Source organism: Mesorhizobium ciceri biovar biserrulae (assembly GCF_001618845.1).
GTDB classification, from domain to species: domain Bacteria; phylum Pseudomonadota; class Alphaproteobacteria; order Rhizobiales; family Rhizobiaceae; genus Mesorhizobium; species Mesorhizobium ciceri.
In genome coordinates this window covers 5,419,265-5,444,125 of the sequence record NZ_CP015064.1, presented here as the reverse complement: position 1 = coordinate 5,444,125, position 24,861 = coordinate 5,419,265, and the positions used below count along the sequence as shown (strand labels likewise).

The following is a 24,861-nucleotide window of genomic DNA, read 5'->3' as shown; positions in this document are numbered from 1 at the left end:
TTTCCTTAAAATCGATCCGCCAAGGTTGAGGCGAGAACATGCGTTTGCGCACGGGGGTGGCACGTATCGTGATGTGGCGAGGATTGACCAGCCGAGAATCTCTTGGGCGTGCAGGGCTGGCGTTGCTCGTCGCCGGCCTGGGCGTGCTGGCGGCCTCGATCCTGCTGTCGCACCTGGACCTGGGCACCGAAGCCTTGAAACTCTGCCTGCAGATCGCGATGGCGGTGGCGGCGGGCGCGCTGTTCCTCGCCGCCCTGTCCATCCGCAGGATCAGCAGGGATCGCCAACAGATCGCCGAGAGCGAGCTGCGCTTCCGCCGCGCCATGGAGGATTCAGCGATCGGTATCGTCGTTGTCGGTCTCGATGGGCGCATCCGCCAGACCAATCCGGCCTTCGCGGCCATGCTTGGCTACACAAGCGAAGAGATCGAGACGCTGACTTTCTTCCAGATCACGCATCCCGACGACCAGCAGATCGGGCGGAAGACGATGGACGATCTGAAGGCGGGCACGGTCAATTCCTTCCATTTCGAGAAGCGCTATCTCCGCAAGGACGGAACGCCTGTCTGGGCCCATCTTGCCGGTTCGGTCATTCGCGATGAGACCAGCGGCCGCCCGCTCTATCTCGTCTCGCAAATCGAAAACATCGACGCTCGCAAGCAGGCCGAGGCGCGCATTGCCGAAGCGGAAACGCGTTGGAATTTCGCGCTCGCCGGCGCCGGCCAGGGCGTCTGGGACCTCGACATGCGCAAGGGCGGCACGACCTATTCCTCGACCTGGGTCAAGATGCTGGGCTATGCGGATGGCGAGCTCGATGGCGACACCGACCGCTGGCTGACGATGATCCATCCTGATGATCGCGAGACTGTCGCCGAAGCGGATCGCGCTCATCTCGAGGGCAAGACACCGTTCTTTGAGGCCGAGTTCAGGATGCGCCACAAGGATGGCCACTGGGTGTGGATCCTCGACCGCGGCAAGGCCATCGAACGTGATGAGGATGGACGGCTGATCAGGGCCATCGGCAGCTTGACCGACATCACCCGCCGCAAGGAGGCCGAAGAGCGCCTCACCGTGTCGGCGGCAATGCTTGCCGATGAAAAGGAGCGGCTGAGGGTGACGCTGCAATCGATCGGCGATGCCGTGATCTGCACCGATGCCGCAAACCGTATCACCTTCATGAACCCGGTCGCCGAAAAGCTGACCGGGATTGCCGGCGGCGAGGCTCTCGGCAAGATGCTTGGCCATGTCTACTGGGCGGTCGACGAGGAGACGGGGCACAGGATCGGCGTGACCCGGCCCGCGGTTGGCGTTCATGCGCCCGCCGACCAGAACAGCCGCGCCGTCCTCATCCGGCGCGATGACACGCGCTGCAGCATTCGCCAGGTGGTGTCGCCGATCGTCAACGACCGCAACGAATTCTGCGGGCTGGTCATCGTCTTCCAGGACTTTACCGATGCGCGCGCGCTGCAGCGCCAGCTCGCCCACGCCGCGGCACACGATGCGCTGACCGGCCTTGCCAACCGCTCCAGCTTCATCCGCGCCATGGAGGACCTCGTCGGCCAGGCGCGCAAGGACGGCACCGCCGACACGACACGGTCGGTCGGCGACACGACAAGGTCGGTCGGAGGCGCCGGACATCAGTTCATGTTCATCGACCTCGACCACTTCAAACTGGTCAACGACACGGGTGGTCACGCGGCGGGAGACGCGCTGCTGAAGCGGGTCGCCGTGGCTATTCGCGGCGTGCTTGGTCCAGACGACATCGTCGCTCGCCTCGGCGGCGACGAATTCGCGGTCGTTTTGAAATCGGGTTCGGCAGCCGGCGCCAAGATCGCGGCGCGCTCCATCATCGATGCGATCGGCGGGCTAGACTTCACCTGGGACGGCCGTCCTCACGTGATCGGCGCCAGCATCGGGTTGGCTGCGATCAATGCCAATTGTGGCGAGGTCGACGAGATCATCGCCAGGGCCGATGCGGCTTGCTATGCCGCCAAGGCGGCGGGCCGTGGCTGTGTCTCCGTGGCGCCCGACGCACAGATCGTGGATGGCCGGACAGAGCCACTGGCGGTGGCCTCCTGATAGACCCGTCGCCGTTGAACCGAAAGGCTTGTCCCTGATTTGCGCCGACGATCCGCTCAGCGCGTCGGGACGGGATGCTCGCCGCGATAGTCGTAGAAGCCGCGCCCGGTCTTGCGGCCGAGCCAGCCGGCCTCGACATATTTCACCAGTAGCGGGCAAGGGCGGTACTTGGAGTCCGACAGGCCGTCATGCAGCACCTGCATGATCGACAGGCAGGTATCGAGCCCGATGAAGTCAGCCAGCTGCAGCGGCCCCATCGGATGGTTGGCGCCGAGCCGCATGGCGGTGTCGATGGCGTCGACCGAGCCGACACCCTCATAGAGCGTGTAGATCGCCTCGTTGATCATCGGCAGCAGGATGCGGTTGACGATGAAGGCAGGAAAATCCTCCGAGACCGTGATCGTCTTGTCGAGCTGCTTCACATAGGTTTTGGCTGCCTCGAAGGTCTGGTCCTCGGTGGCGATGCCGCGCACCAGTTCGACCAGCTTCATCAGCGGTACCGGGTTCATGAAATGTATGCCGATGAACCGCTCGGGCCGGTCGGTCTGCGCGGCAAGCCGCGTGATCGAGATCGACGAGGTGTTGGTCGCCAGGATGGCTTCGGGATTGAGCTGCGGACAAAGCTGGGCGTAGATCTTGCGCTTGACCGTCTCGTCCTCGGTCGCCGCCTCGATCACCAGGTCAGCACCCGCAAGATCGGCCATCGCGGGCGCGGCCGAAATGCGGCCCATCGCATCGTTGCGCACCTTCTCGTCGAGCTTGCCGGACCCCACCTGGCGGGCCATGTTGCCGCTGATCGTGGCGATGCCCTTCTCGATGCGGTCGGGCGAGATATCGTAGATCAATACCTTGTAGCCTGAAAGCGCGGAGACATGGGCGATGCCGCCACCCATCTGGCCCGCGCCGATGATGCCGATCGTCTCGATCTTGCTCATTACACCGATCCCGTCCTGAACCCTTCCGCTTGAACTGCGAAAGCGCTCCACCTTTTATTTTACCGCAATCCCGGACGCAAAACCGCTGCGCACTTTGCTGGATTGCTTTCAGCCTTTGCGGCCTGCTTTTTGTGCGGTGCAAACTAAAAGGGCGGGGCGACTTCGTCTACCCCACCCTCACCATTTAATACGCTTTGGCAGAAAGCGTCAAAGCGCCTTTTGCAGTTCCGGCAGGATGACGAACAGGTCGCCGACGAGGCCGTAGTCGGCAACCTGGAAAATCGGCGCCTCCTCGTCCTTGTTGATGGCGACGATGACCTTGGAATCCTTCATGCCGGCAAGGTGCTGGATGGCGCCGGAGATGCCGACCGCGATGTAGAGATCGGGGGCAACCACCTTGCCGGTCTGGCCGACCTGCCAGTCGTTCGGCGCATAGCCGGCATCGACGGCGGCGCGGGAAGCGCCGACCGCGGCGCCGAGCTTGTCGGCAACCGGCAGGATGACCTCCTGGAATTTCTCCGAGGAGCCCAGCGCGCGGCCGCCCGAGATGATGATCTTGGCCGAGGTCAGCTCCGGACGGTCGGTCTCGGAAAGCTTGTTCTCGATGAAGGTGGAGAGGCCCGGATTGGCCGCGGCCTTGACGGTCTCGACGGCTGCCGAGCCGCCCTCGGGGGCTGCCTGGAAGGAGGCGGTGCGCACGGTGATCACCTTCTTGGCGTCGCTCGACTGCACCGTCTGGATGGCGTTGCCGGCATAGATCGGCCGCTTGAAGGTGTCGGGCGATACGATTTCGATGATCTCGGACACCTGCGCGACATCGAGGAGCGCAGCCACGCGCGGCGCGACATTCTTGCCCGACGAGGTCGCCGGCGCGATGATGGTGTCGTAGGCGCCCGCCAGCGACACAATGAGCGCTGCCGTCGGTTCGGCCAGGCGCTCGGCAAGCTCGTCGGCCTCGGCCAACAGCACCTTGCTCACGCCCTTCAGCTTGGCGGCAGCGTCGGCTGCCGGCTTGGCGCCCTTGCCGGCAACCAGCACATGCACGTCCGAGCCGATCTGCAGCGCGGCCGACAGCGCCTTGGCGGTCTGGTCGGAAAGGGTTGCGTTGTCGTGTTCTGCAATCAGAAGAATAGCCATTGATGATATTCCTGACTTTCGTCTTCGCGGCTCCCTGAAATCCGGTCAGGCCGAGTCGAAAACGGTTGGTTTCGAGAACCGGAGCGGAGCGTACTTCTGTACGTGAGCACCGGAAGCGGAGAAGCCAGCCGTTTGCAGGCCGGCCTCATCGGATTTCCTTACAGCACGCCGGCTTCGTTCTTCAGCTTGTCGACCAGCTCAGCGACGCTCTTGACCTTGACGCCTGCCTTGCGGCCGCTCGGCTCTTCGGTCTTGATGACCTTCAGCCGCGGCTTGACGTCGGCGCCGTAGTCGGCCGGGCTCTTCTCGTCGAGCTGCTTCTTCTTGGCCTTCATGATGTTGGGCAGCGAGGCATAGCGCGGCTGGTTGAGGCGAAGGTCGGCGGTGACGATCACCGGCATCTTCAGTTCCACCGTCTGCAGGCCGCCATCGACTTCGCGCGTCACCTTGGCCTTGTCGCCGTCGAGCACGATCTTGGAGGCGAAGGTGCCCTGCGCCCAGCCTAACAGTGCCGCCAGCATCTGGCCGGTCTGGTTGGAATCGTCGTCGATCGCCTGCTTGCCGAGGATGACGAGGCCGGGCTGCTCGGCGTCGACGACGCCCTTCAGCACCTTGGCGACGCCGAGCGGCTCGGTCTGTTCGTCGGTCTTGACCAGGATGGCGCGGTCGGCGCCCATGGCGAGCGCCGTGCGCAGGGTTTCCTGCGCCTGCTGCGGGCCGATCGAGACGACGATGATTTCTTCCGCCTTGCCAGCTTCCTTCAGCCGGATCGCTTCTTCAACCGCGATCTCGTCGAACGGGTTCATCGCCATCTTGACGTTGGCGAGCTCCACCGCCGAACCATCAGCCTTCACGCGAACCTTGACGTTCGCATCCACAACCCGCTTCACGGGCACAAGGATCTTCATTTGCCTGTCACCTCTTCACGCTAATTGGGCGCGCTATAACAGCCTGCGCCCGTTCTGAGTTGTCGAAAGCCGACATTCCAGGTGGAAATTCTGGCCGGATGGAAATTCTGGTCTTTGCCCGCCTTAGGTTGCGGCGGAGACGTTTCCGTAGTTGCGGCAACCCTGCACGTCAATACGCTGCAAGTGGCTCAAATCGGTTCAGTCCGAACTGGAAGCGTTTCCGCGTCCCCAGCGCGGTGTCGCGGCGGGTTGATCGGGGATCAGCGGTTCCGTGGCAACCGGCGGCTGGTCGGGCGCGGCGGGCGCGACGTCTTCGTCGGCGCCGGCAAACAGCGGCACGCCGCGGCTACGCAAGACAAGCACCAGAACGGCGCCGGCGATGATGCCGCCGATATGGCAGGCCCAGGAGATCTGATCCTCGCCGCCGGCGGCAAACATCACCACCTGGAAAAGGACCCACAGGATGAGCGGGATGAAGGCCGGAATGCGCAGCGGGATGCGGGCGAAGGCCAACACCCAGACCTTCACCCTGGGATAAAGGATCAGATAGGCGACGACCACGCCGGCGATGGCGCCCGAGGCACCGATCAGCGGCACCTGCGAGTCCCAGGCGACGAGGCCCTGGAAGGCGGCGCCGGCGATCGCGCACAACAGGTAGAAGATGAGGTAGCGGATGTGACCGAGCGCGTCCTCGACATTGTCGCCGAACACCCACAGGAACAGCATGTTGCCGCCGAGGTGGAAGATGTCGGCATGCAGGAAGGAATAGGTGAGATAGCTCAGGCTTTCGGGGATGACGATAAAACGGGGATCGAGCTCGGCGGTGTCATGGACGACCGACGGGATGAAGCCGAGACCAAGCACGGCGGCATTGGAGAAACTCTCGCCGCCGAGCGCGGTGGCGAGGTAGACCAGGGCGTTGACCACGATCAGCCCGATGGTCACATATTGCAGGCGGATGTGGCGCAGCCTGTTGGTGTCGTAAAGCGGGATGAACATGCCCCAGGCCCTCTTCCGCTTTCGACAATCAGCGGTTCTTGCCGGGAACCCATAGCACGTCGGCGTTTCCGTTGTCATTGACCGCCCGGGCGGCGACAAACAGGAAATCCGAGACGCGGTTGATGTATTTCAGACCGTCGCGGTTGACGTGCTCGTTCGGGTCCTGGGCCAGTGCGACCATCAGCCTTTCGGCTCGCCTTGCCACGGTGCGGGCAAGGTGAAGTGCCGCCGCCGCCGCTGTGCCGCCATTGAGCACGAAGGATTTGAGCGGCTGAAGCTCCTTGTTGAGAAGGTCGATGTCCTTTTCGACCCGGTCGGTCTGCACGGCGACGATGCGAAGCGGCTCATAGCCGAGCGGCTTGCCGTCGTCGGGTACGGCGAGATCGGCGCCGAGATCGAACAGATCGTTCTGGATGCGGGACAGCATGGCGTCGATCGCGGGATGGGCCGCGGCCGTGTGGACCCTGGCGATGCCGATGCAGGCATTGGCCTCGTCGACCGTGCCGTAGGCCTCTACCCGCAGATCGGATTTCAGCCGCCTCTCGCCGGTGCCGAGACCCGTGGTGCCATCATCGCCGGTGCGGGTGTAGATCTTGTTGAGCTTGACCATTTCGCCTCCCCGGCCGCCGGCATCCTCACTTGCGGGTGAAATACACCGCCAGCAGGATCAGCACCAGCGCCACGGCCTGCAGCATGACTCGCGCCTGCATCAGCTTGTTCGAGGTGACGCCGGAGCCGCCGCGCATCATGTTGATGAGGCCGCGAACAAGCACGACCGCAACGGCGACCATGACCAGAATGGCGAGAATGTTGAAGACGGTTGCCATTGCTTCGTTCCAGTTGGTTGGCGTTCAGGCGCGTTTGGCCATCAGGCGGTAAAGCATCGATGCCGGCAGGATGCGTCTGAGCACCGCGCCGATCCTGGCGGGCACTGTTACCACATAGTGCGGGCGTGGGCGCCGCGACAGAAGTGCATGGCGCAGCGCCGCGTGAACCACTTCCGGCCCTGGCTTCAAGGCCGATTGGCTGCCGCCGGCCCGCAGTCGCTCGAGTTGCGCCGCATAGTCCACGCGGTGCACGGAATTCTCGTGGTCGATGTTGCTGAGAAACCAAATGAGGCCATTGCTGGCGATCTTCGACTTCACCGGCCCCGGCTCGATCAGCGAAACGTGGACGCCGCTGCCGGCCAGTTCCTGGCGCTGGCAGAGCATCAAGGCCTCCAGTGCGTGCTTCGACGCCGAATAGGCGCCGCGAAAGCGCACCGGCACGAGGCCAAGGATCGAGGAGCAGTGGACGATGCGGCCCTGACCCTGGCGGCGCATCACCGGCACCAGCCGGCGGGTCAAATCATGCCAGCCGAAGAAATTCGCCTCGAACTGCTGCTTGAGCGCGGCAACGGGCAGATCCTCGACGGCGCCCGGCTGCGCATACGCGCCGTTGTTGAACAGGGCGTCGAGCCGGCCGCCGGTGCGGTCGAGCACCGCCGTCACCAGCGCGGCGATGGAGTCCGGCTCGCAATAATCGAGATAGAAGGCCTCGATGCCATCGGCTTCGAGCGCGGCGATGTCCTGTGGCTTGCGCGCCGTTGCGAACACCCGCCAGCCTTCCGCCTTCAACGCGCGGGCGCAGTACGCGCCTATTCCCGAAGACGCACCGGTGATGATAATCGAGCGCAACTTCCGCGCCGGACCGTTCGTGGTTTCGCCAAGGGTTGCCATTTGCCGCAATCCCTTCCCATATTCCCGGCGTGGAGACAATTGGAGGGCGCTGTTCTTGTTGCGGAAGATCGTAGCCCTCAAGCGGGTCCTCTACGACGCACTTGGCCATTTCAACACCGATGACGGCTGGGCGATGGCCAGCCATCTGGCGATCACCTCGCTGATGGCGCTGTTCCCGTTCCTGATCTTCGCGACGACGCTGGCGAGCTTCCTCGGCGCGCAGGCGTTCTCCGACACGGCCGTGCATCTGGTCTTCGACACCTGGCCCGAACAGATCGCCAAGCCGATCGCGCGCGAAGTGCTCAATGTGCTGACCGTCAGGCGCACCGACCTTTTGACCTATGGTGTGGTGCTTGCGGCCTATTTTGCCTCGAACGGCATCGAGGCGCTGCGCACGTCGCTCAACCGCGCCTACCGCGTCTCGGAAACGCGCGGCATCATCTACCGCCGGGTGCAGAGCATCATCTTCGTGCTCATCGCCACGGCCGGTTTCCTGGCGATCAGCGTGCTCCTGGTGTTCGCGCCGCTGCTGGCGCGGCTCGCCGAAGCCCATATCGACTGGATCAAGCCCTATATGGGCACCATTACGCTATGGCGTTACGTCATCGCTTCGGCGGTCATTGTCGGCGGATTGTTTGCCGTCCATTTCTGGCTGCCGGCGGGCAAGCGCCGCTTCGTCTCGCTGGTGCCGGGCATCGTCTTCACGCTGGCGGCATGGCTTATCGGTTCGACTATCTTCGCCACCTATCTCGACCACTTCTCGTCCTATGTGACGACCTATGCCGGCCTGGCCTCGATCATGATCGCCGTGGTCTTCCTCTACATGGTCTCGGCGATCTTCATCCTCGGCGGCGAGCTCAATGCCGCGATCAGCCGCTACCTGGAGGCGCGCGCGCGGGTCGGATGACAGGTCGAATTGAGGAATTGAAGAACTGAAGAATTGGAGAAAAAGCGGGCCATATCCGGCGCTGTCTGTGCTTCTTCCTCAATTCCTCAATTCCTCAATTCCTCAATTCCTCAATTCCTCAATTCCTCAATTCCTCAATTCCACAGTTCTTCCCTTGGCCTGCCGCGCCGTTGCCAGGCCGACGCCGAATGTCGTGATCGCCATGCCGGCAATCTGAAGTGCGTTGAGCTGCTCGTCGAACAGGGCCCAGGCGATGATCGCCGTCACCGCCGGCACCAGGTAGAACAGCGAGGCCACCTTCGACATCTCGCCGTCGCGGATCATCACCATCAGCAGGAAGATGGCGCCGAGCGACAGCACCAGCACCAGCCAGGCCATGGCGAAGATGAGTTCGCCATTGATGACGACCGTGTGGGTTTCGAAGGCGAGGGAGGCGACGAGCATCAGCGAGCCACCGCCGACATATTGCCACATGGTCGCCGCGACGAGGTCGCCGCCGGAGGCAAAGCGCTTCTGCCAGATGGTGCCGGCGCTCATGCCGAGCACCGAAACCAGCGAGGCGGTCAATGTCGCCGCGGTCACGCCGCCGCCGAGCGCGCCGAGCTTCGGCCACAGCACGATGACGATACCGATGAGGCCGATGCCAAGGCCAAGCCAGTGACGCGGCAGGATCGCCTCGCCGAGGAATTTGCCGGCCAGCACCGCCGTGATCAGCGGCTGCAGGCCGACGATGAGGGCCGAAAAGCCGGCCGGCATGCCCCTGTGGATGGCCCAGAACACAGCGCCGAGATAGACGCCATGCATCAGGATGCCCGCGCCGGTGGCATGCAGCGCCTCCTCGCGGGTGGCTTTTTTCGAACCCAATACAAGCATCAGGACGGCCAGCAGGATGGCGGCGATGACGAACCGCGCGGCGAGGAAGGTGAACGGCTCCGCCCATGGCATGGCGTAGCGCGCGCCAATGAAGCCGGTCGCCCACAGAACGACGAAGGTGGCGGGAATGAACCGCTTGATGCTGTGCATGTTCCGGAGTCCGCCGCACTGGAGAGAATTGCCGTGGCGATGCTCTAATCCCGTTCACCCCGGCGCGCAAAGCGAAACGGTTGATCCATAGATCACCGGAATTCAACGCCGGCCCATCTGGGGTGGCTTCTTGGTCTCACCGGGCTCAAAGCCCGACCATTCGCCTGATGTCGTCAGGCGATGCGCCGGCATGGCGCAAGGCGGCAAGGCCGGTATCGCCCAGGCTCTTCGACAGTTTTCGCCCGTCGGGCCCGAGGATGAGGCGATGATGGAAATAGGCCGGTTGCGGCAGTCCCAGGAGTTGCTGCAGCAGGCGCTGCACGCCGGTGGCGGAAAACAGATCTTGTCCGCGCACGACGTGGCTGACACCTTGCAGGGCATCGTCCATGACGACGGCGAGGTGGTAGCTGGTCGGGATATCGCGGCGCGCCACGATCACGTCGCCCCAGTCCTGCGGACGGGCTTCGATCGAGCGTGTCGCGGAAAGCGTCTCGTCGGCGAATTCGGTCCAAGACAGGTCCTTGCCGACACGCGCCAAGGCGGCATCGACATCCAGCCGCCAGGCGAAGGGCGCATTCCCGGCGATCCGCCGCTGGCGTTCCTTGACCGGCAGCGCCTTGTCAGCGGCGGGGTAGAGCGGCACGCCATCGGGATCGCGCGGCCAGTCGCGCCCACGCTTTTCACTGTCGGTGATGAAGGCGCGGATCTCGCCACGGCTCATGAAGGCGGGATAGACGAGTTCCTCCCGGACCAGCCGCTCGAGCACCGCCTGGTATTCGGCGAAATGCTCGGATTGGCGGCGCACCGGCTCTTCCCAGCCAAGCCCCAGCCATTTCAGGTCGGCAAGCACGCCGGCCTCGAATTGCGGCGTGCAGCGCGTCGTGTCGATATCCTCGATGCGCAGCAGCAGGCGGCCGTCCGCCCGTGCCGCCAGCTTCTGGTTGAGCAGCGCCGAATAGGCGTGGCCGAGATGCAGGTCGCCATTGGGGCTGGGCGCGAAGCGGAATGTCAGGAGTGTCATCTCTGCGGCGGCAATCGGGTTGTGCGGCGGTTTTGCCAATTGCTACCGTGCTGCCGGTTCAGGAACAAGAAAGCATGCAGCGTATCGCGACATCGGACGACATTGCCCGGGGGCTCGATGCGCTTTGCGTGATCGACCCGCGCCTGGAAAAGGTGCGCGGCATGGCCGGCGAGGTGCCGCTGCGGCTGTCCGAACCGGGGTTTCGAAGCCTGGCGTCGATCGTCGTCTCGCAGCAAGTGTCCCGCGCCAGCGCCGATGCGATCTTCGGCCGGCTGACCAAGCTCGTCGATCCGCTGACGCCGCAGGCGATCCTGGCCGCCGGCGAGGACATGTTTCGCGAGGCCGGCCTGTCGCGGCCGAAGCAGCGCGGCCTGATCGCAATTGCCCAGGCCGTGGTCGACGGCCTCGACCTGCATCACCTCTGTTCGCTCGATGCCGAGGAGGCGATCACGACGATGACGGCGGTGTCCGGCATCGGCCCGTGGACGGCGGAAGTGTACCTTTTATTCGCCGCCGGGCACCCCGATATTTTCCCCGCGCGTGATGTCGCGCTGCAGAGCGCGGTCGGCCACGCGCTCGGCATCGAGCCGCGTCCGCCTGAGAAAACGCTGATCGCATTGGCCGAATCATGGAGCCCGTGGCGAGGTGTCGCATCGCGGCTTTTCTGGTCCTATTATCGTGAAACCAGAGGGCGGGACGCCGCGCCGCCGGCCTGAATCCACGAAAAATCATAAAAATCATGCATTTTTGGCGCTTCAGCGACGCGACAATCCGCTTCACATCCCTGTCATGTCGGGCTTACAGTATCCGTGCCGTTCGGGTCTAGAACCAAGGAGGTGAACACGTGACGGTTGCCGTATCTCCGGATGGGCTTCCAGCACTGGTGCTGAATGCGGATTACCGTCCGCTCAGCTATTACCCCTTGTCGCTCTGGTCGTGGCAGGACGCCATCAAGGCGGTGTTCCTCGACCGGGTGAACATCGTCGCCGAATACGAGCACGCCGTCTCCTCGCCGACCTTCTCGATGAAGCTGCCGAGCGTTGTCAGTCTTAAGGCCTATGTGAAGCCCTCCAGGCACCCGGCCTTCACCCGCTTCAACGTCTTCCTGCGCGATCGCTTCCAGTGCCAATATTGCGGCACGCCGGAGGACCTGACCTTCGATCACGTCATCCCACGCCATCGCGGCGGCGCGACGACGTGGGAGAATGTCGTTGCCGCCTGCTCGCCGTGCAATTTGAGGAAGGGCGGCATGATGCCGGCGCATGCCAAGATGTGGCCGTTGCAGAAGCCTTTCCAGCCGACGGTGCACGATCTGCACAACAATGGCCGCCTGTTCCCGCCCAACCATCTGCATGAGAGCTGGATGGATTATCTGTACTGGGATGTCGAACTCGAACCATAGAGTTCGGCACAAATCCGCCATGCTGGCCGCCTGACGCAGCTTTCTGCGCTTCCGGTGCTCACGTACTTCAGTACGCTCCGCTCCGGTTCTCGAAAGCCGCGCCTATCCGACTCAGCCCGGCGAATTTTTGCTCGAACTCTGCGTCGCGCCGTTCAATCGAATTGGCTTAGTCGCGGGTGAGGGCGCCGCGGAAGGCGACGGCGGCGAGGATCAGGCTGGCGATGGCGTTCCAGCCGGCCAGCGACAGGCCAAGGATGCGCAAGGCGGCCTTGTCGCAGGATGGCGGCACGAATTTGTCGAGCGCGTCGAGCACGCCCTTGCCGCCGGTGTCGACCGGCCCGGCGCCCGCCGTGCAATCGGTCGGGCCGGCCCACCACTGCCATTCGACGCCGGAGTGGTAGACGCCGAGATAGAGGCCGTAGAGCATCAGGATGCCGCCGACGGCCAGCAGGCCGCGTGTCAGCCATGCCGGTGCGTGCAGCATCGACGCAATCACCGCCAGCACCATCAGCGGCACGCCGATATAGTAGGGTGTGCGCTGTTCGAGGCAGAGGTGGCAGGGGATGTAGCCGCCGAGATACTGGAAGCCGAGCGCCGAGCCGACAGTGGCGGCCATGGCGACGGCGAGGAACAAGGCGGTCAGCGTGCGCTGGCGTCCGGTGTCGGCATTCATGGTCGCTGTCATTTCAATCGGTCGTCCGGCTCGCAATGGTAATGTTCAGAACGCGTATTTGACTAGGATATAGAGCAAAATCAGGGCAACCGCGCCGGCGCCGGCGATCAGACCGAGGCGCTTTTCGATGAATTCGCGGATCGGTTCGCCATAGCGGCGCAGCAGCCAGGCGAGCAGCAGGAAGCGGGCGCCGCGGGCCACGATCGCCAGCACGATGAACAGCAGCAAATTGACGCCGATGACACCGGACAGGATCGTCACCACCTTGATCGGCGGCAGGTGGGCGGCACCCGATGTGATCAGCATCAGGACGATGAAGCCGACGCCGGCGCCCGCGCGCAGTTGCTCGAACTCGTCGTACTTGCCGTAGAATTCGAGGATCGGCCTGGCGACCGCGTCATAGGCATAGTGGCCGATGAACCAGCCGGCGATGCCGCCCAGCACCGAGGCGACGGTGGCGATCAGCGCATAGCGGTAGGCGCGATCCGGCCGCGACAGCGCCATCGGCAGATAGAGCACGTCGGCCGGCACCAGGAACACCGAGCTTTCGACGAAGGCGATGAAGGCCAGCCACCATTCGGCGGATTTGCGGGCCGCCAGCGACAGGGTCCAGTCGTAAAGTCCGCGAAGCATCGGCACTCCTAATGCGTGTCGTTCAATTGCGCAGGCATGTTGGGGTGTAACGGCATGCACAGAACAAAGACCCAGCGCACGCCATCCGTCCCCGCAGACGTGCCGCGCTTTGATGCGCCGCCTGTCTAGAAAGATTTTCCGCGCTGCACAATGGCAGCCCCGTCACGAAATCGAAAGGCGCAGTTTGGTCGCATCCGGGGCGACGAGGAATTGGCCAGTTGACGAACAGCCCTCCAACCGTATAGTCCCGCGCCATCCAGGCCGCCCGGCCTGAGCCCCTATGGCGGAATTGGTAGACGCGCTCGACTCAAAATCGAGTTCCGCAAGGAGTGCTGGTTCGATCCCGGCTAGGGGCACCACCCTTCGCTCTCCGAGCTTCGGGTGGCGGGCCACTCGAAGTTCAATAGACGAAGGACGTCACGGTCGCTTTGGCTCCCGATACGTCTCAGCAGGCGATCAACACGCTTTGCGCGCCACGCTGGGGTCGCCGTCATTGGCCGGGCCGATCTCGCCAGCTGCCAGCAATTCGTCGAATGTCCGTTCTAGGTCGGCGCTGTCATCGGCTGCCGGTCCGCTGGGCGGATCCTGGCGTGTCAGCGTTTCCAGCCTTTGGTGAAGCTGGCGGTTCTCGTTGCGGCAACGGGCATGCGCGAGTTCGTCGGTCATGCCGCGCAAGCGGAGATCGGCGAGTTGAACCTTCACCGCGCCACAGTCCCGGCGCGCCGCGTCGCGCTCCTGGCGTAATTTCGCAATCTCGGTTTCCGAGGTTTGGCGCCGATGCTCGGCCACGTCCTCGGCGCGCTGCCCGGCGCTCGGCGTTGCGCGGACCACGCTTTGATCGGGGGCGCTGCGCTGGAGCAAGCGCAACCTCTTTTCAAGTTCCACGGCCCGTTCCTGCGCGGCGGCGGCGCAATCGCCGAGAACGCCGCGCTGATGCTCGACCGTGGACAGCCGCGCCTGCAGGTCCTGCTGTACAAGCATCTGCGCAGATAGTTTGCCGGTCAGTCGTTCGTTGTGGAGCTGGTAGTCCGCGACCTTGGAACGAAGCAGCATGGCGGCCTGTTGCAAGCTGGCGAGCCGCGATGCAACGTCCTCACGCGCCTGCTCGGCGGCTTGCCTGGCCATGGTCTCGTCGCGGAGTTGCCCCGACACGCGCGCCAGGTTCCGTCCCAGGCGCTCGACCTCGACATTCGCTTCGAGGAACCGTGTTGCGCGCTGGCCGGCATGCCTATCTGCCTGCGCAATGGTCTGCCGTGCCCTGTTGAGTTGGACCTCCAGGTCGGCGATGGTCTTGCTTGCGATCGATAGCTCGCGCGATTTTCGCCCAAGCTCTTTCGAGGTGCGATCCTGCAAGCGTTGCAGCTTCGCCACCTCTTCCTGCAAGTCCCATTTGTCCGTATCGGGAGCGTCGGCATCGTGCGTTTGCGCATCGAGCCTGGCCACATAGTCCTCAACCAGCGACCACGCCAAGTCGTCATCGTTGGACAAGAGCGAGGAGCTGCGCATGGCGTGGCCCTGACTCGAGCCCGTCCGGGCCGAAGTCGAGCCGAGGGAGGCGGCCAGCGTGTCTGACTGGGCCAATCCGGTCACGGGCTCCTCTTCGAAGAGAGGCAAAGCTTGATGCGTGGCGGCTCGGATGCTTCGAATCAGTTCTTCGAAGTCTTCGTCGGCCCTTCGGACAACGGCGCTGTCGTTCGCACTGATGTGCCGGGCGCCGTTGGCCTCATGATTCAGCGACATTTTTCTCTCATCGCGGACCGAATCACTAGACTATCGTGCATCAAGGACAAGAATGCGAGTAGATCTTGCCGGGTTTCACCGGAAAATTGCTGCAAGAAATCTCGTTTTTTTGAAGCGGAAGTCGATCTTAGCGCTTGCCTCTTGGGCAATCGAAGTAAAGTCCCGGCCACCTCCGTGTCAAATATTGCAGCGAAAATGTGCCATCCTTCCAGAACCGCACCCTTGCCTTTTCTCAGCGCCGCCCCAACAAGCTCTTCATGCGGTTGCGCAGCAGGCGGGCCATGTTGCGGGTTTCGCGGTAGAGGTGCAGTTGCGAGGCGGCCTGGCGGGTGAGGCGGTCGGCGTCCGGCGTCAGGCCGATCACCAGCGTGCCCATCGGCTTGCGCTCGGCCCATAGCCGGCTCATCACCGGATGGTCGGGCACGGCGCAGGAATCGGTCATCATGATGTTGGGATCGTCGAGATGCTGCCTGGTCACCTCGATCATCAGCAAGGTGCCCGGCGAATAGCTGGCCAGCGTCTCGTCATAGGCGGTCTTCCAGGTGTAGGCGATGCCGGCTTCGACGAAGACGATCAGGCAGGCGATGGTGCGGCCGTCGAGCGTCAGCGAATGGATGCGGCACATGTCCTGCTCGGCCAGCCGGTGCACGGCCTCGCGGGCGAAGGCGGCGCGGAAACGGTCGATCGCCATGGCGGTGCGTTCGCGGCCCTTCCAGCCGGCCGCTTCCAGCGTCAGGAAGCCTTCGATGGCGTGGCGGATGTCTTCGGGGCCGCGCGCCACGACATGCTCCAGCCTGCCGAGGTCGCCAAGGCGCCGCTTCAGCCGCCGGAACTCGCGATAATGGTGCGAACGCAGCGAGGCCTTCAGATAGTCATCGCCGTCGCGCTCGCTCTCCAGCGCCGGACGCAGGGTCTGACCGGTGGTGACCAGCATCAGGCCGCGCGTCTCGGCCACGGTGGCAAACAGGCTCGCCACCGGGCCATCGAGCCGGACATCGGGCAGGACGAACACTTTCGGCAGCTTGAGATGCGGGCGCGACAGCATCGAGAAGAAATCCTCGACGACGCCCACCGGGTCGTCGCGGTCGACCAGCGGCGTGCCGAGCGGACCGAACGGGCTCGACCATGTGCGCATCACCGGCACGCCGAGCGGCACCACCGGCCGTTCCACCGAGAACGGCACCAGAAGGCGCAGCCGGTTGCGGTATTCGTCGCCGTCGCGGATGACCGCCAGCCGCACCTCGCGATCTTCCAGCCGCGGCATGGCGGGCGCAAGGAAACGCGGGTTGAAGAACACGTTGGGCTCGACCGTGCGGGCGCAGAGATAATCCAGTTCCTCGACCAGGTCGAAGCCGGCGGATGCCGGGTAGATGGCGAGCTTGCGCTCGGGCCGGTTGTTGGCGAGAATCTCGATATGGGCGGGGTCGGCGTCACGGGTCAGCCCGGCAAGGCCCGACACCATGGCGCCGGCGGTGCCGCCGCTGGTTTCCTCAAGCAACGGGATGGCAGCCATCACGCGGCTCCTTTCGCAGGCACGAAGATAAGCATGACGATGCCGAGCTTGCGCCACACCGTGAAGGACAGCGCGCCGGCTTCGAAGATCATGGCAAAGGCGGTGGCCATGGCCGCGCCCCACAGGCCGAACATCGGGATCAGCACCACGTTGAGGGCGATGTTGAAGGCCAGCGTCATGGCATAGACGGCGGCGCAGATGTTCTGGTTGCCGCTCATCGTCAGCAGGCTTTCGCAGGGGCCGACGGCGGCGCGCGCCGCGACGCCGAAGACGAGCAGGAACAGCAAGGGATAGCCGCTGCTGAATTCCGGGCCGAACAGCACCAGCATCGGCTCGCCGAGCGCCAGCACCAGCAGCGCCATCAACAGCGAAGGCCAGAACGTCCACGACACCGTCTCGCGGGCAAAGGCGGCGAGCCTTTGCGGGTCGCCATGGGTGAACTGGGCGTAGCGCTGGGCAACGCCGGCCTTGACGGCGAAGTAGACGAAATGCACCAGCGCCAGGGTCTTCACCGTGGCGAAATAGACGGCGACGTCATTGGGGTCCATATAGGCGCCGACCATCAGCACGTCGGCATTGGTCAGCAGGAAGAAGAAGCTCTCGACCAGGAAGATCGGCAGCGAGACGACGAACCATTGCGCGAAATGGACCTTCATCGGCCCGGCCGGAATCTGCCGTTCCATGCGCTGGGTGACACCGATAAGCTGGCCGAGCGTTGTGGCGTAGGTGGCGGCGATCGAAGCAAAGATTGCGGTCCTGGCATCGGGTGCGTAGCCCGCAAACAGCATCAGCGCCATGAACAGCAGGATCAGCACCGGCCGCACCAGATAGGTCGGCGACAGGGCAAACAGCGCCCAGCTGTTGGCGCGTGCCAGGCCCGACAGAAGGTCGGACATGGCGATCATCGGCAGGCAGATGACGCCGAGGATGAACGGGATCACATAGTAGTTCTCGATCCAGGGTGCCGCCAGCCAGACGCCGAGCGCGCCGAGCCCGGCGATCAGCGTCGATGCGATCAGCACGAACAGACGGCTGGCCAGCACGATGCCGCGCAACTCGTCCATCAAGCCGCGCTCGCGGTATTCGGGAATGTAGCGGATGACGGAGGTGTGGAAGCCCAGGCAGGCGAGATTGCCGACGATGACCATCGTCACCCAGACGAGGACGAAGATGCCATATTCGAACGAGCCCATCCAGCGTGCCATCAGCACCTGGCTGACGAAGGCAATGACGGCGCTGACGATGCGGACCGAGAAGGCGATAACCGACATGCGGCTGGCCTCGCCGCGCTCGTCGGCGGTGAACAGCACGGCATCGATGCGGCCAAGCAACGGCCCCATGCGCAGCGCCCAACGCTGCGGCAAGAACCGCCCGGCAGTCGTGGCCGCGGAAAAGCGCACCCCGATTTCTCTCCGTTTTCCGCTTCTTTTCAGGCGTTGGTGTAGCGGAGACACATTAAGAAACGGTTGGGTGAGAAGTTCCTTCGCCCCGTCCCTATACGAGGAGAACGTGCCGGCAGGCGGATGAGGGGCGGCGCAGGCGTTTGAGGTTGCGCCGCTGTTTCATCATCGCCGAGGCGTGCAGCACGGAGACGTTGCCGATCAGGATAGCACCCAGCTTTATCGATCGTGCCTCAGATGGTGCCTTGGCTGCCAGAGGAAGAGGCCGCGCAGCTGAAGTTCGAGTTCGAGGCGGCTTAGTCGGCGGGACAGCGCCCCCCCTCTGGCCTGCCGGCCATCTCCCCCTCAGGTGGGGAGATGGGCTAATCGCGAACGTCGGCACTCCAGCCCTTCGCTATCGCTCCGGGCGTTCGTCGTTCGAAAAGCCAAGCAATTGGCTTTTCGTCCGTTACGCGGACCACGCCTCACCCCCGTGAACGGGGAGAAGGAAAAGCGCCCCTTACGCGAACGCCCCGTGGCAGTGCTTGTACTTCTTTCCCGATCCGCAGGGGCAGGCTTCGTTGCGGCCGACTTTGCCCCAGGTGGCCTGGTTGTTGGGGTCGCGGTCTTCGGGGGCGACGATTGCGGTTGTCTCCGGGCGGACCAGGAGGGCGGTTTCGCCGCCTTCGAAGTCGTTCTCGCCGGTTGTGCCGTCGATATGGGTGCCGAACATGTCGGGGGCTTCCGGAGGCGGGGCTTCGGCGGCCTGGCGGACCAGTTCGACGCGCATCAGCTGCGCGGTGACGGCCTGGCGCAGATTGCCGAGCATGGCCTGGAACAGCTCGAACGCCTCGCCCTTGTACTCCTGCAGCGGATCGCGCTGGGCGTAGCCGCGGAAGCCGACGACCGAGCGCAGATGGTCGAGATTGACGATGTGCTCGCGCCACAGATGGTCGAGCGTCTGCAGCACCACCGAGCGCTCGACGTAATTCATCACCTCGGGGCCAAAACGCTCGGCGCGCTCCTTGGCGGCGGCTTCGGCGGCCTGCGCGATGCGCTCGCGGATGTCGTCCTCGGCGATGCCCTCTTCCTTGGCCCAGTCCTCGACCGGCAGGTCGAGGTTCAGGAACTCGGCAATCTCGGCCTTCAGCCCGGCAACGTTCCACTGCTCGGCATAGGCATTTTCGGGAATGGCCTTGGCGACGATCTCGTCGATGACGCCTTCGCGCATCTCGGCGATCGTTTCGGAGAGGCCTTCGCCGTCCATCAGTTCGATGCGCTGCTCGAACACCACCTTGCGCTGGTCGTTGGAGACGTCGTCATATTTCAACAGGTTCTTGCGGATGTCGAAGTTGCGCGCCTCGACCTTCTTCTGCGCCTTTTCCAGCGCCTTGTTGATCCACGGATGGATGATCGCCTCGTCTTCCTTGAGGCCGAGCTTCTGCAGCATGCCGTCCATGCGCTCGGAGCCGAAGATGCGCATCAGATCGTCCTGCAGGGACAGGAAGAATTTCGAGCGGCCGGGGTCGCCTTGTCTTCCTGAGCGACCTCTAAGCTGGTTGTCGATGCGGCGCGATTCGTGGCGTTCGGTGGCCAGCACATAGAGGCCGCCGGCGGCCAGCGCCTTTTCCTTCAGCCGCTCAATGTCGGCAATGATTTCCTTTTCCCGCGCCTCGCGTTCGGGGCCGGCCGGCATGTCGCCCAGCTCTTCCTCGATCCGCATCTCGGCATTGCCGCCGAGCTTGATGTCGGTGCCGCGGCCGGCCATGTTGGTGGCGATGGTGATGGCGCCGGGCTTGCCGGCCTGGGCGACGATCGCCGCCTCGCGCTCGTGATGGCGGGCGTTCAGCACTTCGAAATCGGTAAAACCTTCCTTGCGCAGGCGCTCGGCCAGCTGCTCGGATTTTTCGATGGAGGTGGTGCCGACCAGCGTCGGCTGGCCCTTGGCGCTGGCTTCGCGGATCTCCCTGACGATCGCCTTGTATTTCTCCTCGACCGTCCGATAGACCTCGTCGTCCTCGTCGATGCGGATCACCGGCAGATTGGTCGGGATCTCGGTGACTTCGAGGCCGTAGATGTTGCCGAATTCCTCTGCCTCGGTCAGTGCCGTGCCGGTCATGCCGGACAGCTTCTTGTAGAGGCGGAAATAGTTCTGGAAGGTGACGGAGGCGAGCGTCTGGTTCTCCGGCTGGATCGCCACATGCTCCTTGGCTTCGAGCGCCTGGTGCAGGCCTTCCGAATAGCGGCGGCCCGGCATCATGCGGCCGGTGAACTCGTCGATGATGACGATCTCGCCGTTGCGGACGATATAGTCCTTGTCCTTCTGGAACAGCCGGTGCGCCTTCAGCGCGTTGTTGACGTGGTGGACGATGGCGACGTTCTCGACGTCGTAGAGCGACTCGCCCTTGAGCAGGCCGGCGTCGCGCAAAAGGTTCTCGAGCTTCTCGGTGCCTTCCTCGGTGAAGATCGAGGTCTTCTGCTTCTCGTCGATCTCATAATCCTGCGGCTGCAGCTGGATGATGAAGGTGTCGATGGTGTTGTACATTTCCGAACGGTCCTCGAGCGGACCGGAAATGATCAACGGCGTGCGCGCCTCGTCGACCAGGATGGAATCGACTTCGTCGACGATCGCGTAATTGTGACCGCGCTGCACCATCTGGGCGCGCTCGTATTTCATGTTGTCGCGCAGATAGTCGAAGCCGAGCTCGTTGTTGGTGGCGTAGGTGACATCGGCGGCGTAGGCGGCGCTGCGCTCCTCGTCGGACAGGCCGTGGACGATGACGCCGACCGAGAGGCCGAGGAATTTGTAGACGCGGCCCATCCATTCTGAGTCGCGGGTGGCCAGATAGTCGTTGACGGTGACGACGTGGACGCCCTTGCCGGCAAGCGCGTTGAGGTAGACCGGCAGCGTCGCGACCAGGGTCTTGCCCTCGCCAGTGCGCATCTCGGCAATGCCGCCATTGTGCAGCACCATGCCGCCGATCAGCTGGACATCGAAGGGGCGCATGCCGAGCACGCGGCGCGCGGCCTCGCGGGCGGTGGCGAAGGCCGGCACCAACAGGTCGTCGAGCGTGGCGCCGTTGGCGATGTCCTGGCGGAATTTCGCGGTGCGGCCGACCAATTCCTCATCGGAAAGCGCCCGCATCTCGTTTTCCATGGCGTTGATCGCCTCGACACGGGGCCGGGTCGATTTGACCCGACGGTCGTTGGAGGAACCGAAAACCTTACGGGCGAGACCGCCGAGACTGACCATCCAATGGTCCTTTCGATAGAATTCTCAATCTTGAGATGAGCGCCGGGCGGCCCCATCAATTCCACGTGAACGTGGACAAACACAAAAAGCGCCCGGAAAACGGTTCTGGACGCAAAGTCGTTGGACAGATAAGAGGGGGCTCAACTGATGTCAACGCCGCGCTGGCCCTGCTGGCTGCGCCAAATTCCGCCACAATCTGGCCGATCTGGAAGCACCCCTCTTAACAATCCCCACCGGAGTCCCCCTATGTCCCTGTTGTTTCGCCGCGCGTCGCTCGCCAGCCTTGGCTTGGCCGTCGGCCTGTCGGCCCTTTCGCTCTCGCCTGTGATGGCGCAGCAAACCGCTCCCGCTCCAGCGGATGCAGCAGCGCCAGCCGCGGCACCGGTCGATCCCAATAAGGTTATCGCCACGGTCAACGGTCAGCCCCTGACCGAAGCAGATCTGGTGCTTGCCGAAGGGGAATTGTCGCAGCAGTTCGCACAATTGCCGCCCGAGCAGCGCCGTGCCGCCGCCCTTTCGGCTGCCATCGAGATCCGCGTCATGGCCGCCCAGGCGGTCACCACAGGGCTCGACAAGGATCCCGACTTCCAGCGCCGCATGGCCTTCCTGCAGCAGCGCGCGCTGCATGGCGAGATGGTCGAGAAGGGTGTCGTCGACAAGGTCACCGACGCCGAGGTCCGCGCCCGTTACGACCAGGAAATCGCCAACACGCCGCCCACCAACGAGCTGCATGCCCGTCACATCCTCGTGAAGACGAAGGAAGAGGCCGAGGCGATCATCAAGCAGCTCGACGGCGGCGCCGACTTCCAGAAGCTCGCCAACGAGCACACCAGCGATCCGTCAGGCAAGACCAGCGGCGGCGATCTCGGCTGGTTCGGACCTGGCCAGATGGTGCCGGAGTTCGACAAGGCTGCCTCCGCGCTCGAGGTCGGCAAATACACCGAGCAGCCGGTGCAAACGCAGTTCGGCTGGCATGTCATCAAGCTCGAGGACAAGCGCACCAAGCAGCCGCCGGCCTTCGACGACGTCAAGGACCAGGCCAAGCAGGCGGTCATCCGCGACAAGTATTTCGCGCTGGTCAAGTCGCTGCGCGCCGGCGCCAAGGTCGAGATCCCCGACGCCAACCTGAAGAAGGCGGTCGATACGCTGGAAAGCGCCAAGTAAGACTGGCAGCTTTTTGAAAAGGGGCGCGGCAGCCAGGGGTTGCCGCGCCCTTTTTCATTCATTGCCGTCTTTACGAGGCAGGCGCCGCTATGCCTCGCATCACGTAGTTGACGGCCTTGCCGATGGTCGCTTCGTCCTCGTCGAGCCGGTTGGTCAGCAGATGTCTCCAGGCGAAGGAGGCGATCAGGTCGGCGACAACAGCTGAATCGATTTCGGCCGGGATTTCGCCCCTTGCCTTGGCGCGTTCGATGATCTGGGCGGTATGGGACCGTCGGCCCAGTGAGTAGTCGGCAAGGGCCGCGGCCGCGGTCTCGTCCGACTGTGCCTCGGCGATCAGCGACCGGAACACGCTTCCCGACGATGTCTCGCGCCAGTGGGCGAACAGGTTCTTCAGGAAGCCGACGAGATCCTCCTCCAACACCCCGGTATCGGGAACATCGACGCGCTTCTGGCGCTGGTAGACCTCAAGCAGCAACGCCGCCTTGCTCGGCCACCAGCGATAGATGGTGGGTTTGCCGGCGCGGGCCCGCCGCGCCACCGCCTCGATCGAGAAACCGGCATAACCGGCTTCGACCAGCACGGTCTCGGCGGCTTGGAGAATGGCCTCGGCGCTGTCGGGATTGCGCCGCGCACCGATCGATCTGCGCGCCGGATCGGCGTCCTCGGCCATCTCTGTCGTCCTCGCCAAACACTTCGCCGGCAATATAGGTGACCCGACGCTCAAACGAAACGGCGCGTTTTGAAGCTTCTGGAGGCTGGCAAGGTCGGGGCAGGGGTTGGTCGTTTTTCTGGAATCTTACCGGCGTCTCGGTTGGTGAGCCCCCAAAAGCAAAACCCGCCGGAGGCGGGTCACTGGCGCAAATCAGCACCATGGACGAAAATGTAGCATAGCTGCTCTCACCCTGTCAAGAATAAATTCCTACTAACATGAACGCGGCCGGCGCAAACTGGCTGACACCGCCGGACCGGCCGTCGGACGATGTCTACTGCATGGGCTTGCGACGTCTCGGAGCCCTGCTCCCAGGGGCGAGTTCGAGCTCCCGGACAAGAGCGACGAAAACGCCCTTGCGCCGGCGCGGTCTATCGGGCAAACCGGCCTTCCCTTGCGATTTTCCCGCCCGAGGCCTCCATGTCCACGACGATTTCGCCGCTTGCGCCGAAGAAATACCCGAAAATGCCAGAAATCGAGGGGGTGCGCATCGCCACCGCCGAGGCCGGGATAAAGTACAAGGGCCGCACCGATCTTTTGACCATGGTCTTCGATGAAGGCACTGCGGTCGCCGGCGTGTTCACGAAATCGAAATGCCCCTCGGCGCCGGTGGATTTCTGCCGGCAGAATCTCGGCGCGGGCAAGGCGCGGGTGCTGGTCGTCAATTCGGGCAACGCCAACGCCTTCACCGGCAAGAAGGGCCGCGAGTCGACCGCACTGACCGGCGAGGCGGCGGCGAAGGCGGCCGGCTGCACGGCAGCGGAGGTTTTCATGGCCTCGACCGGCGTCATCGGCGAGCCGCTCGACACCAGCAAATTCAGCCATCTGCTCGCGGGGCTGGTCAGCAACGGCAAGCCCGAGCTGTGGACCGAAGCGGCAAAGGCGATCATGACCACGGATACCTATCCGAAAGTGGCGACCGCGACCGTCAAGCTCGGCGACACCGATGTCACCATCAACGGCATTTCCAAGGGCGCCGGCATGATCGCGCCCGACATGGCGACGATGCTCTCCTTCATCGCCACCGACGCGCCGATCGCCGCCCCTGTCCTGCAGGATCTGTTGTCGCGCGGCACGGCCAAGACTTTCAACGCGGTCACCGTCGACAGCGACACCTCGACCAGCGACACGCTGCTGATCTTCGCCACCGGCAAGGCCGCCAGGCGCGGCGCGCCGGCGATAACCGATCCCAAGGATGCCCGTCTCGGCACGTTCCGCCGGGCGCTCGGCAAGGTGCTGAAATCGCTGGCGCTGCAGGTGGTGCGCGACGGCGAAGGCGCCCGCAAGCAGGTCGAAGTCACCGTCACCGGCGCCAAATCGGCGCGCTCGGCCAAGCGCATCGCGCTGTCGATCGCCAATTCGCCGCTGGTCAAGACGGCAGTCGCCGGCGAGGACGCCAATTGGGGCCGCGTCGTCATGGCCGTCGGCAAGGCCGGCGAACCCGCCGATCGCGACCGGCTGTCGATCTGGTTCGGCGACAACAGGCTGGCGCATGAAGGCGAGCGCGACCCCGGCTATTCCGAGGCCGCGACGTCGGCCTACATGAAGCGCGACGATATCCGCATCCGCGCCGATATCGGCATTGGCCGCGGCAAGGCGACGGTGTGGACCTGCGACCTCACCAAGGAATATGTCGCCATCAATGGCGATTACCGGAGCTGACGGTTTT

The 24,861-nt window shown here is 64.0% G+C and carries 22 protein-coding genes and 1 tRNA gene; 7 read left to right on the top strand and 16 right to left on the bottom strand.

The window, feature by feature from the left end:
* Positions 1–38 precede the first annotated feature (38 nt).
* Positions 39–2,078 (top strand): PAS domain S-box protein, encoded by a 2,040-nt coding sequence (locus A4R29_RS25645; protein ID WP_027162892.1) that lies wholly within the window; start codon positions 39–41, stop codon positions 2,076–2,078.
* 56 nt (positions 2,079–2,134) lie between these two features.
* On the opposite strand, the gene A4R29_RS25640 is transcribed toward A4R29_RS25645, so the two are convergent.
* From A4R29_RS25640 to A4R29_RS25610, 7 genes are all read right to left on the bottom strand, one after another.
* The gene (locus A4R29_RS25640; protein WP_013529423.1) at positions 2,135–3,013 is read right to left on the bottom strand and encodes a 3-hydroxybutyryl-CoA dehydrogenase; all 879 of its coding nucleotides are present in this window, start codon (positions 3,011–3,013) and stop codon (positions 2,135–2,137) included.
* A 207-nt stretch (positions 3,014–3,220) separates the two neighbouring features.
* Positions 3,221–4,150: an electron transfer flavoprotein subunit alpha/FixB family protein gene (locus A4R29_RS25635; RefSeq protein WP_027162891.1), complete on the bottom strand. Its 930-nt coding sequence runs from the start codon at positions 4,148–4,150 to the stop codon at positions 3,221–3,223.
* A gap of 158 nt (positions 4,151–4,308) precedes the next feature.
* A complete protein-coding gene (locus A4R29_RS25630) occupies positions 4,309–5,058 on the bottom strand; it encodes an electron transfer flavoprotein subunit beta/FixA family protein (protein ID WP_013529425.1) in 750 nt (249 codons plus the stop codon).
* 198 nt (positions 5,059–5,256) lie between these two features.
* Complete coding sequence (locus tag A4R29_RS25625; RefSeq protein WP_024503780.1) at positions 5,257–6,057, bottom strand: rhomboid family intramembrane serine protease; 801 nt, start codon at positions 6,055–6,057, stop codon at positions 5,257–5,259.
* A gap of 28 nt (positions 6,058–6,085) precedes the next feature.
* Complete coding sequence (locus A4R29_RS25620) at positions 6,086–6,667, bottom strand: cob(I)yrinic acid a,c-diamide adenosyltransferase (protein ID WP_013529427.1); 582 nt, start codon at positions 6,665–6,667, stop codon at positions 6,086–6,088.
* Positions 6,668–6,692: 25 nt separating this feature from the next.
* Positions 6,693–6,884 (bottom strand): twin transmembrane helix small protein, encoded by a 192-nt coding sequence (locus tag A4R29_RS25615; RefSeq protein WP_013529428.1) that lies wholly within the window; start codon positions 6,882–6,884, stop codon positions 6,693–6,695.
* A gap of 24 nt (positions 6,885–6,908) precedes the next feature.
* Positions 6,909–7,775, bottom strand: coding sequence for an SDR family oxidoreductase (locus tag A4R29_RS25610; protein WP_082827492.1), 867 nt, complete (start codon positions 7,773–7,775; stop codon positions 6,909–6,911).
* Between the two features lie 55 nt (positions 7,776–7,830).
* Here A4R29_RS25610 and A4R29_RS25605 point away from each other — a divergent pair, with 55 nt between their 5' ends.
* A complete protein-coding gene (locus tag A4R29_RS25605) occupies positions 7,831–8,682 on the top strand; it encodes a YihY/virulence factor BrkB family protein (RefSeq protein WP_013529430.1) in 852 nt (283 codons plus the stop codon).
* Between the two features lie 126 nt (positions 8,683–8,808).
* Here A4R29_RS25605 and A4R29_RS25600 read toward each other — a convergent pair whose 3' ends face one another.
* Both A4R29_RS25600 and gluQRS read right to left on the bottom strand, forming a co-directional pair.
* Positions 8,809–9,705 (bottom strand): DMT family transporter, encoded by an 897-nt coding sequence (locus A4R29_RS25600; RefSeq protein ID WP_063169083.1) that lies wholly within the window; start codon positions 9,703–9,705, stop codon positions 8,809–8,811.
* A 145-nt stretch (positions 9,706–9,850) separates the two neighbouring features.
* Entirely contained in the window at positions 9,851–10,726 is an 876-nt protein-coding gene (gluQRS, locus tag A4R29_RS25595; RefSeq protein ID WP_063169082.1) for a tRNA glutamyl-Q(34) synthetase GluQRS, read from the bottom strand.
* A gap of 74 nt (positions 10,727–10,800) precedes the next feature.
* On the opposite strand from gluQRS, the gene A4R29_RS25590 reads away from it, so the two are divergent.
* Positions 10,801–11,442, top strand: coding sequence for a DNA-3-methyladenine glycosylase family protein (locus tag A4R29_RS25590; RefSeq protein WP_013529433.1), 642 nt, complete (start codon positions 10,801–10,803; stop codon positions 11,440–11,442).
* A 128-nt stretch (positions 11,443–11,570) separates the two neighbouring features.
* On the top strand, positions 11,571–12,128 hold the full coding sequence (locus A4R29_RS25585; protein WP_006328497.1) for an HNH endonuclease: 558 nt from the start codon (positions 11,571–11,573) through the stop codon (positions 12,126–12,128).
* Between the two features lie 166 nt (positions 12,129–12,294).
* Here the strand turns inward: A4R29_RS25585 and A4R29_RS25580 are convergent, their stop codons facing one another.
* Together A4R29_RS25580 and A4R29_RS25575 are read right to left on the bottom strand one after the other, a co-directional pair.
* A complete protein-coding gene (locus tag A4R29_RS25580; RefSeq protein ID WP_063173147.1) occupies positions 12,295–12,813 on the bottom strand; it encodes a disulfide bond formation protein B in 519 nt (172 codons plus the stop codon).
* A gap of 33 nt (positions 12,814–12,846) precedes the next feature.
* Positions 12,847–13,434, bottom strand: coding sequence for a YqaA family protein (locus A4R29_RS25575; protein WP_013529435.1), 588 nt, complete (start codon positions 13,432–13,434; stop codon positions 12,847–12,849).
* 274 nt (positions 13,435–13,708) lie between these two features.
* Here A4R29_RS25575 and A4R29_RS25570 point away from each other — a divergent pair.
* Positions 13,709–13,793, top strand: a tRNA-Leu gene (locus A4R29_RS25570).
* 97 nt (positions 13,794–13,890) lie between these two features.
* Here A4R29_RS25570 and A4R29_RS25565 read toward each other — a convergent pair.
* From A4R29_RS25565 to secA, 4 genes are all read right to left on the bottom strand, one after another.
* A complete protein-coding gene (locus A4R29_RS25565; RefSeq protein WP_063173146.1) occupies positions 13,891–15,174 on the bottom strand; it encodes a coiled-coil domain-containing protein in 1,284 nt (427 codons plus the stop codon).
* A 232-nt stretch (positions 15,175–15,406) separates the two neighbouring features.
* Positions 15,407–16,687 carry a GNAT family N-acetyltransferase gene (locus A4R29_RS25560; RefSeq protein WP_063173145.1) on the bottom strand — a complete coding sequence of 427 codons (1,281 nt, stop codon included), beginning with the start codon at positions 16,685–16,687 and terminating at the stop codon, positions 15,407–15,409.
* On the bottom strand, positions 16,687–18,087 hold the full coding sequence (locus A4R29_RS25555) for a lipopolysaccharide biosynthesis protein (RefSeq protein WP_063173144.1): 1,401 nt from the start codon (positions 18,085–18,087) through the stop codon (positions 16,687–16,689). Before A4R29_RS25555 ends, A4R29_RS25560 begins: the two co-directional genes overlap by 1 nt.
* A 499-nt stretch (positions 18,088–18,586) precedes the next feature.
* The gene (gene secA, locus A4R29_RS25550) at positions 18,587–21,319 is read right to left on the bottom strand and encodes a preprotein translocase subunit SecA (protein WP_013529439.1); all 2,733 of its coding nucleotides are present in this window, start codon (positions 21,317–21,319) and stop codon (positions 18,587–18,589) included.
* A gap of 246 nt (positions 21,320–21,565) precedes the next feature.
* Here secA and A4R29_RS25545 point away from each other — a divergent pair, with 246 nt between their 5' ends.
* Positions 21,566–22,483, top strand: a complete 918-nt coding sequence (locus tag A4R29_RS25545) for a peptidylprolyl isomerase (RefSeq protein WP_024503787.1) — start codon at positions 21,566–21,568, stop codon at positions 22,481–22,483.
* Positions 22,484–22,553: 70 nt separating this feature from the next.
* On the opposite strand, the gene A4R29_RS25540 is transcribed toward A4R29_RS25545, so the two are convergent.
* Positions 22,554–23,153, bottom strand: a complete 600-nt coding sequence (locus tag A4R29_RS25540) for a TetR/AcrR family transcriptional regulator (protein ID WP_013529441.1) — start codon at positions 23,151–23,153, stop codon at positions 22,554–22,556.
* Between the two features lie 459 nt (positions 23,154–23,612).
* On the opposite strand from A4R29_RS25540, the gene argJ reads away from it, so the two are divergent.
* On the top strand, positions 23,613–24,854 hold the full coding sequence (gene argJ / locus A4R29_RS25535; RefSeq protein WP_063173143.1) for a bifunctional glutamate N-acetyltransferase/amino-acid acetyltransferase ArgJ: 1,242 nt from the start codon (positions 23,613–23,615) through the stop codon (positions 24,852–24,854).
* The last annotated feature ends 7 nt before the right edge of the window (positions 24,855–24,861 follow it).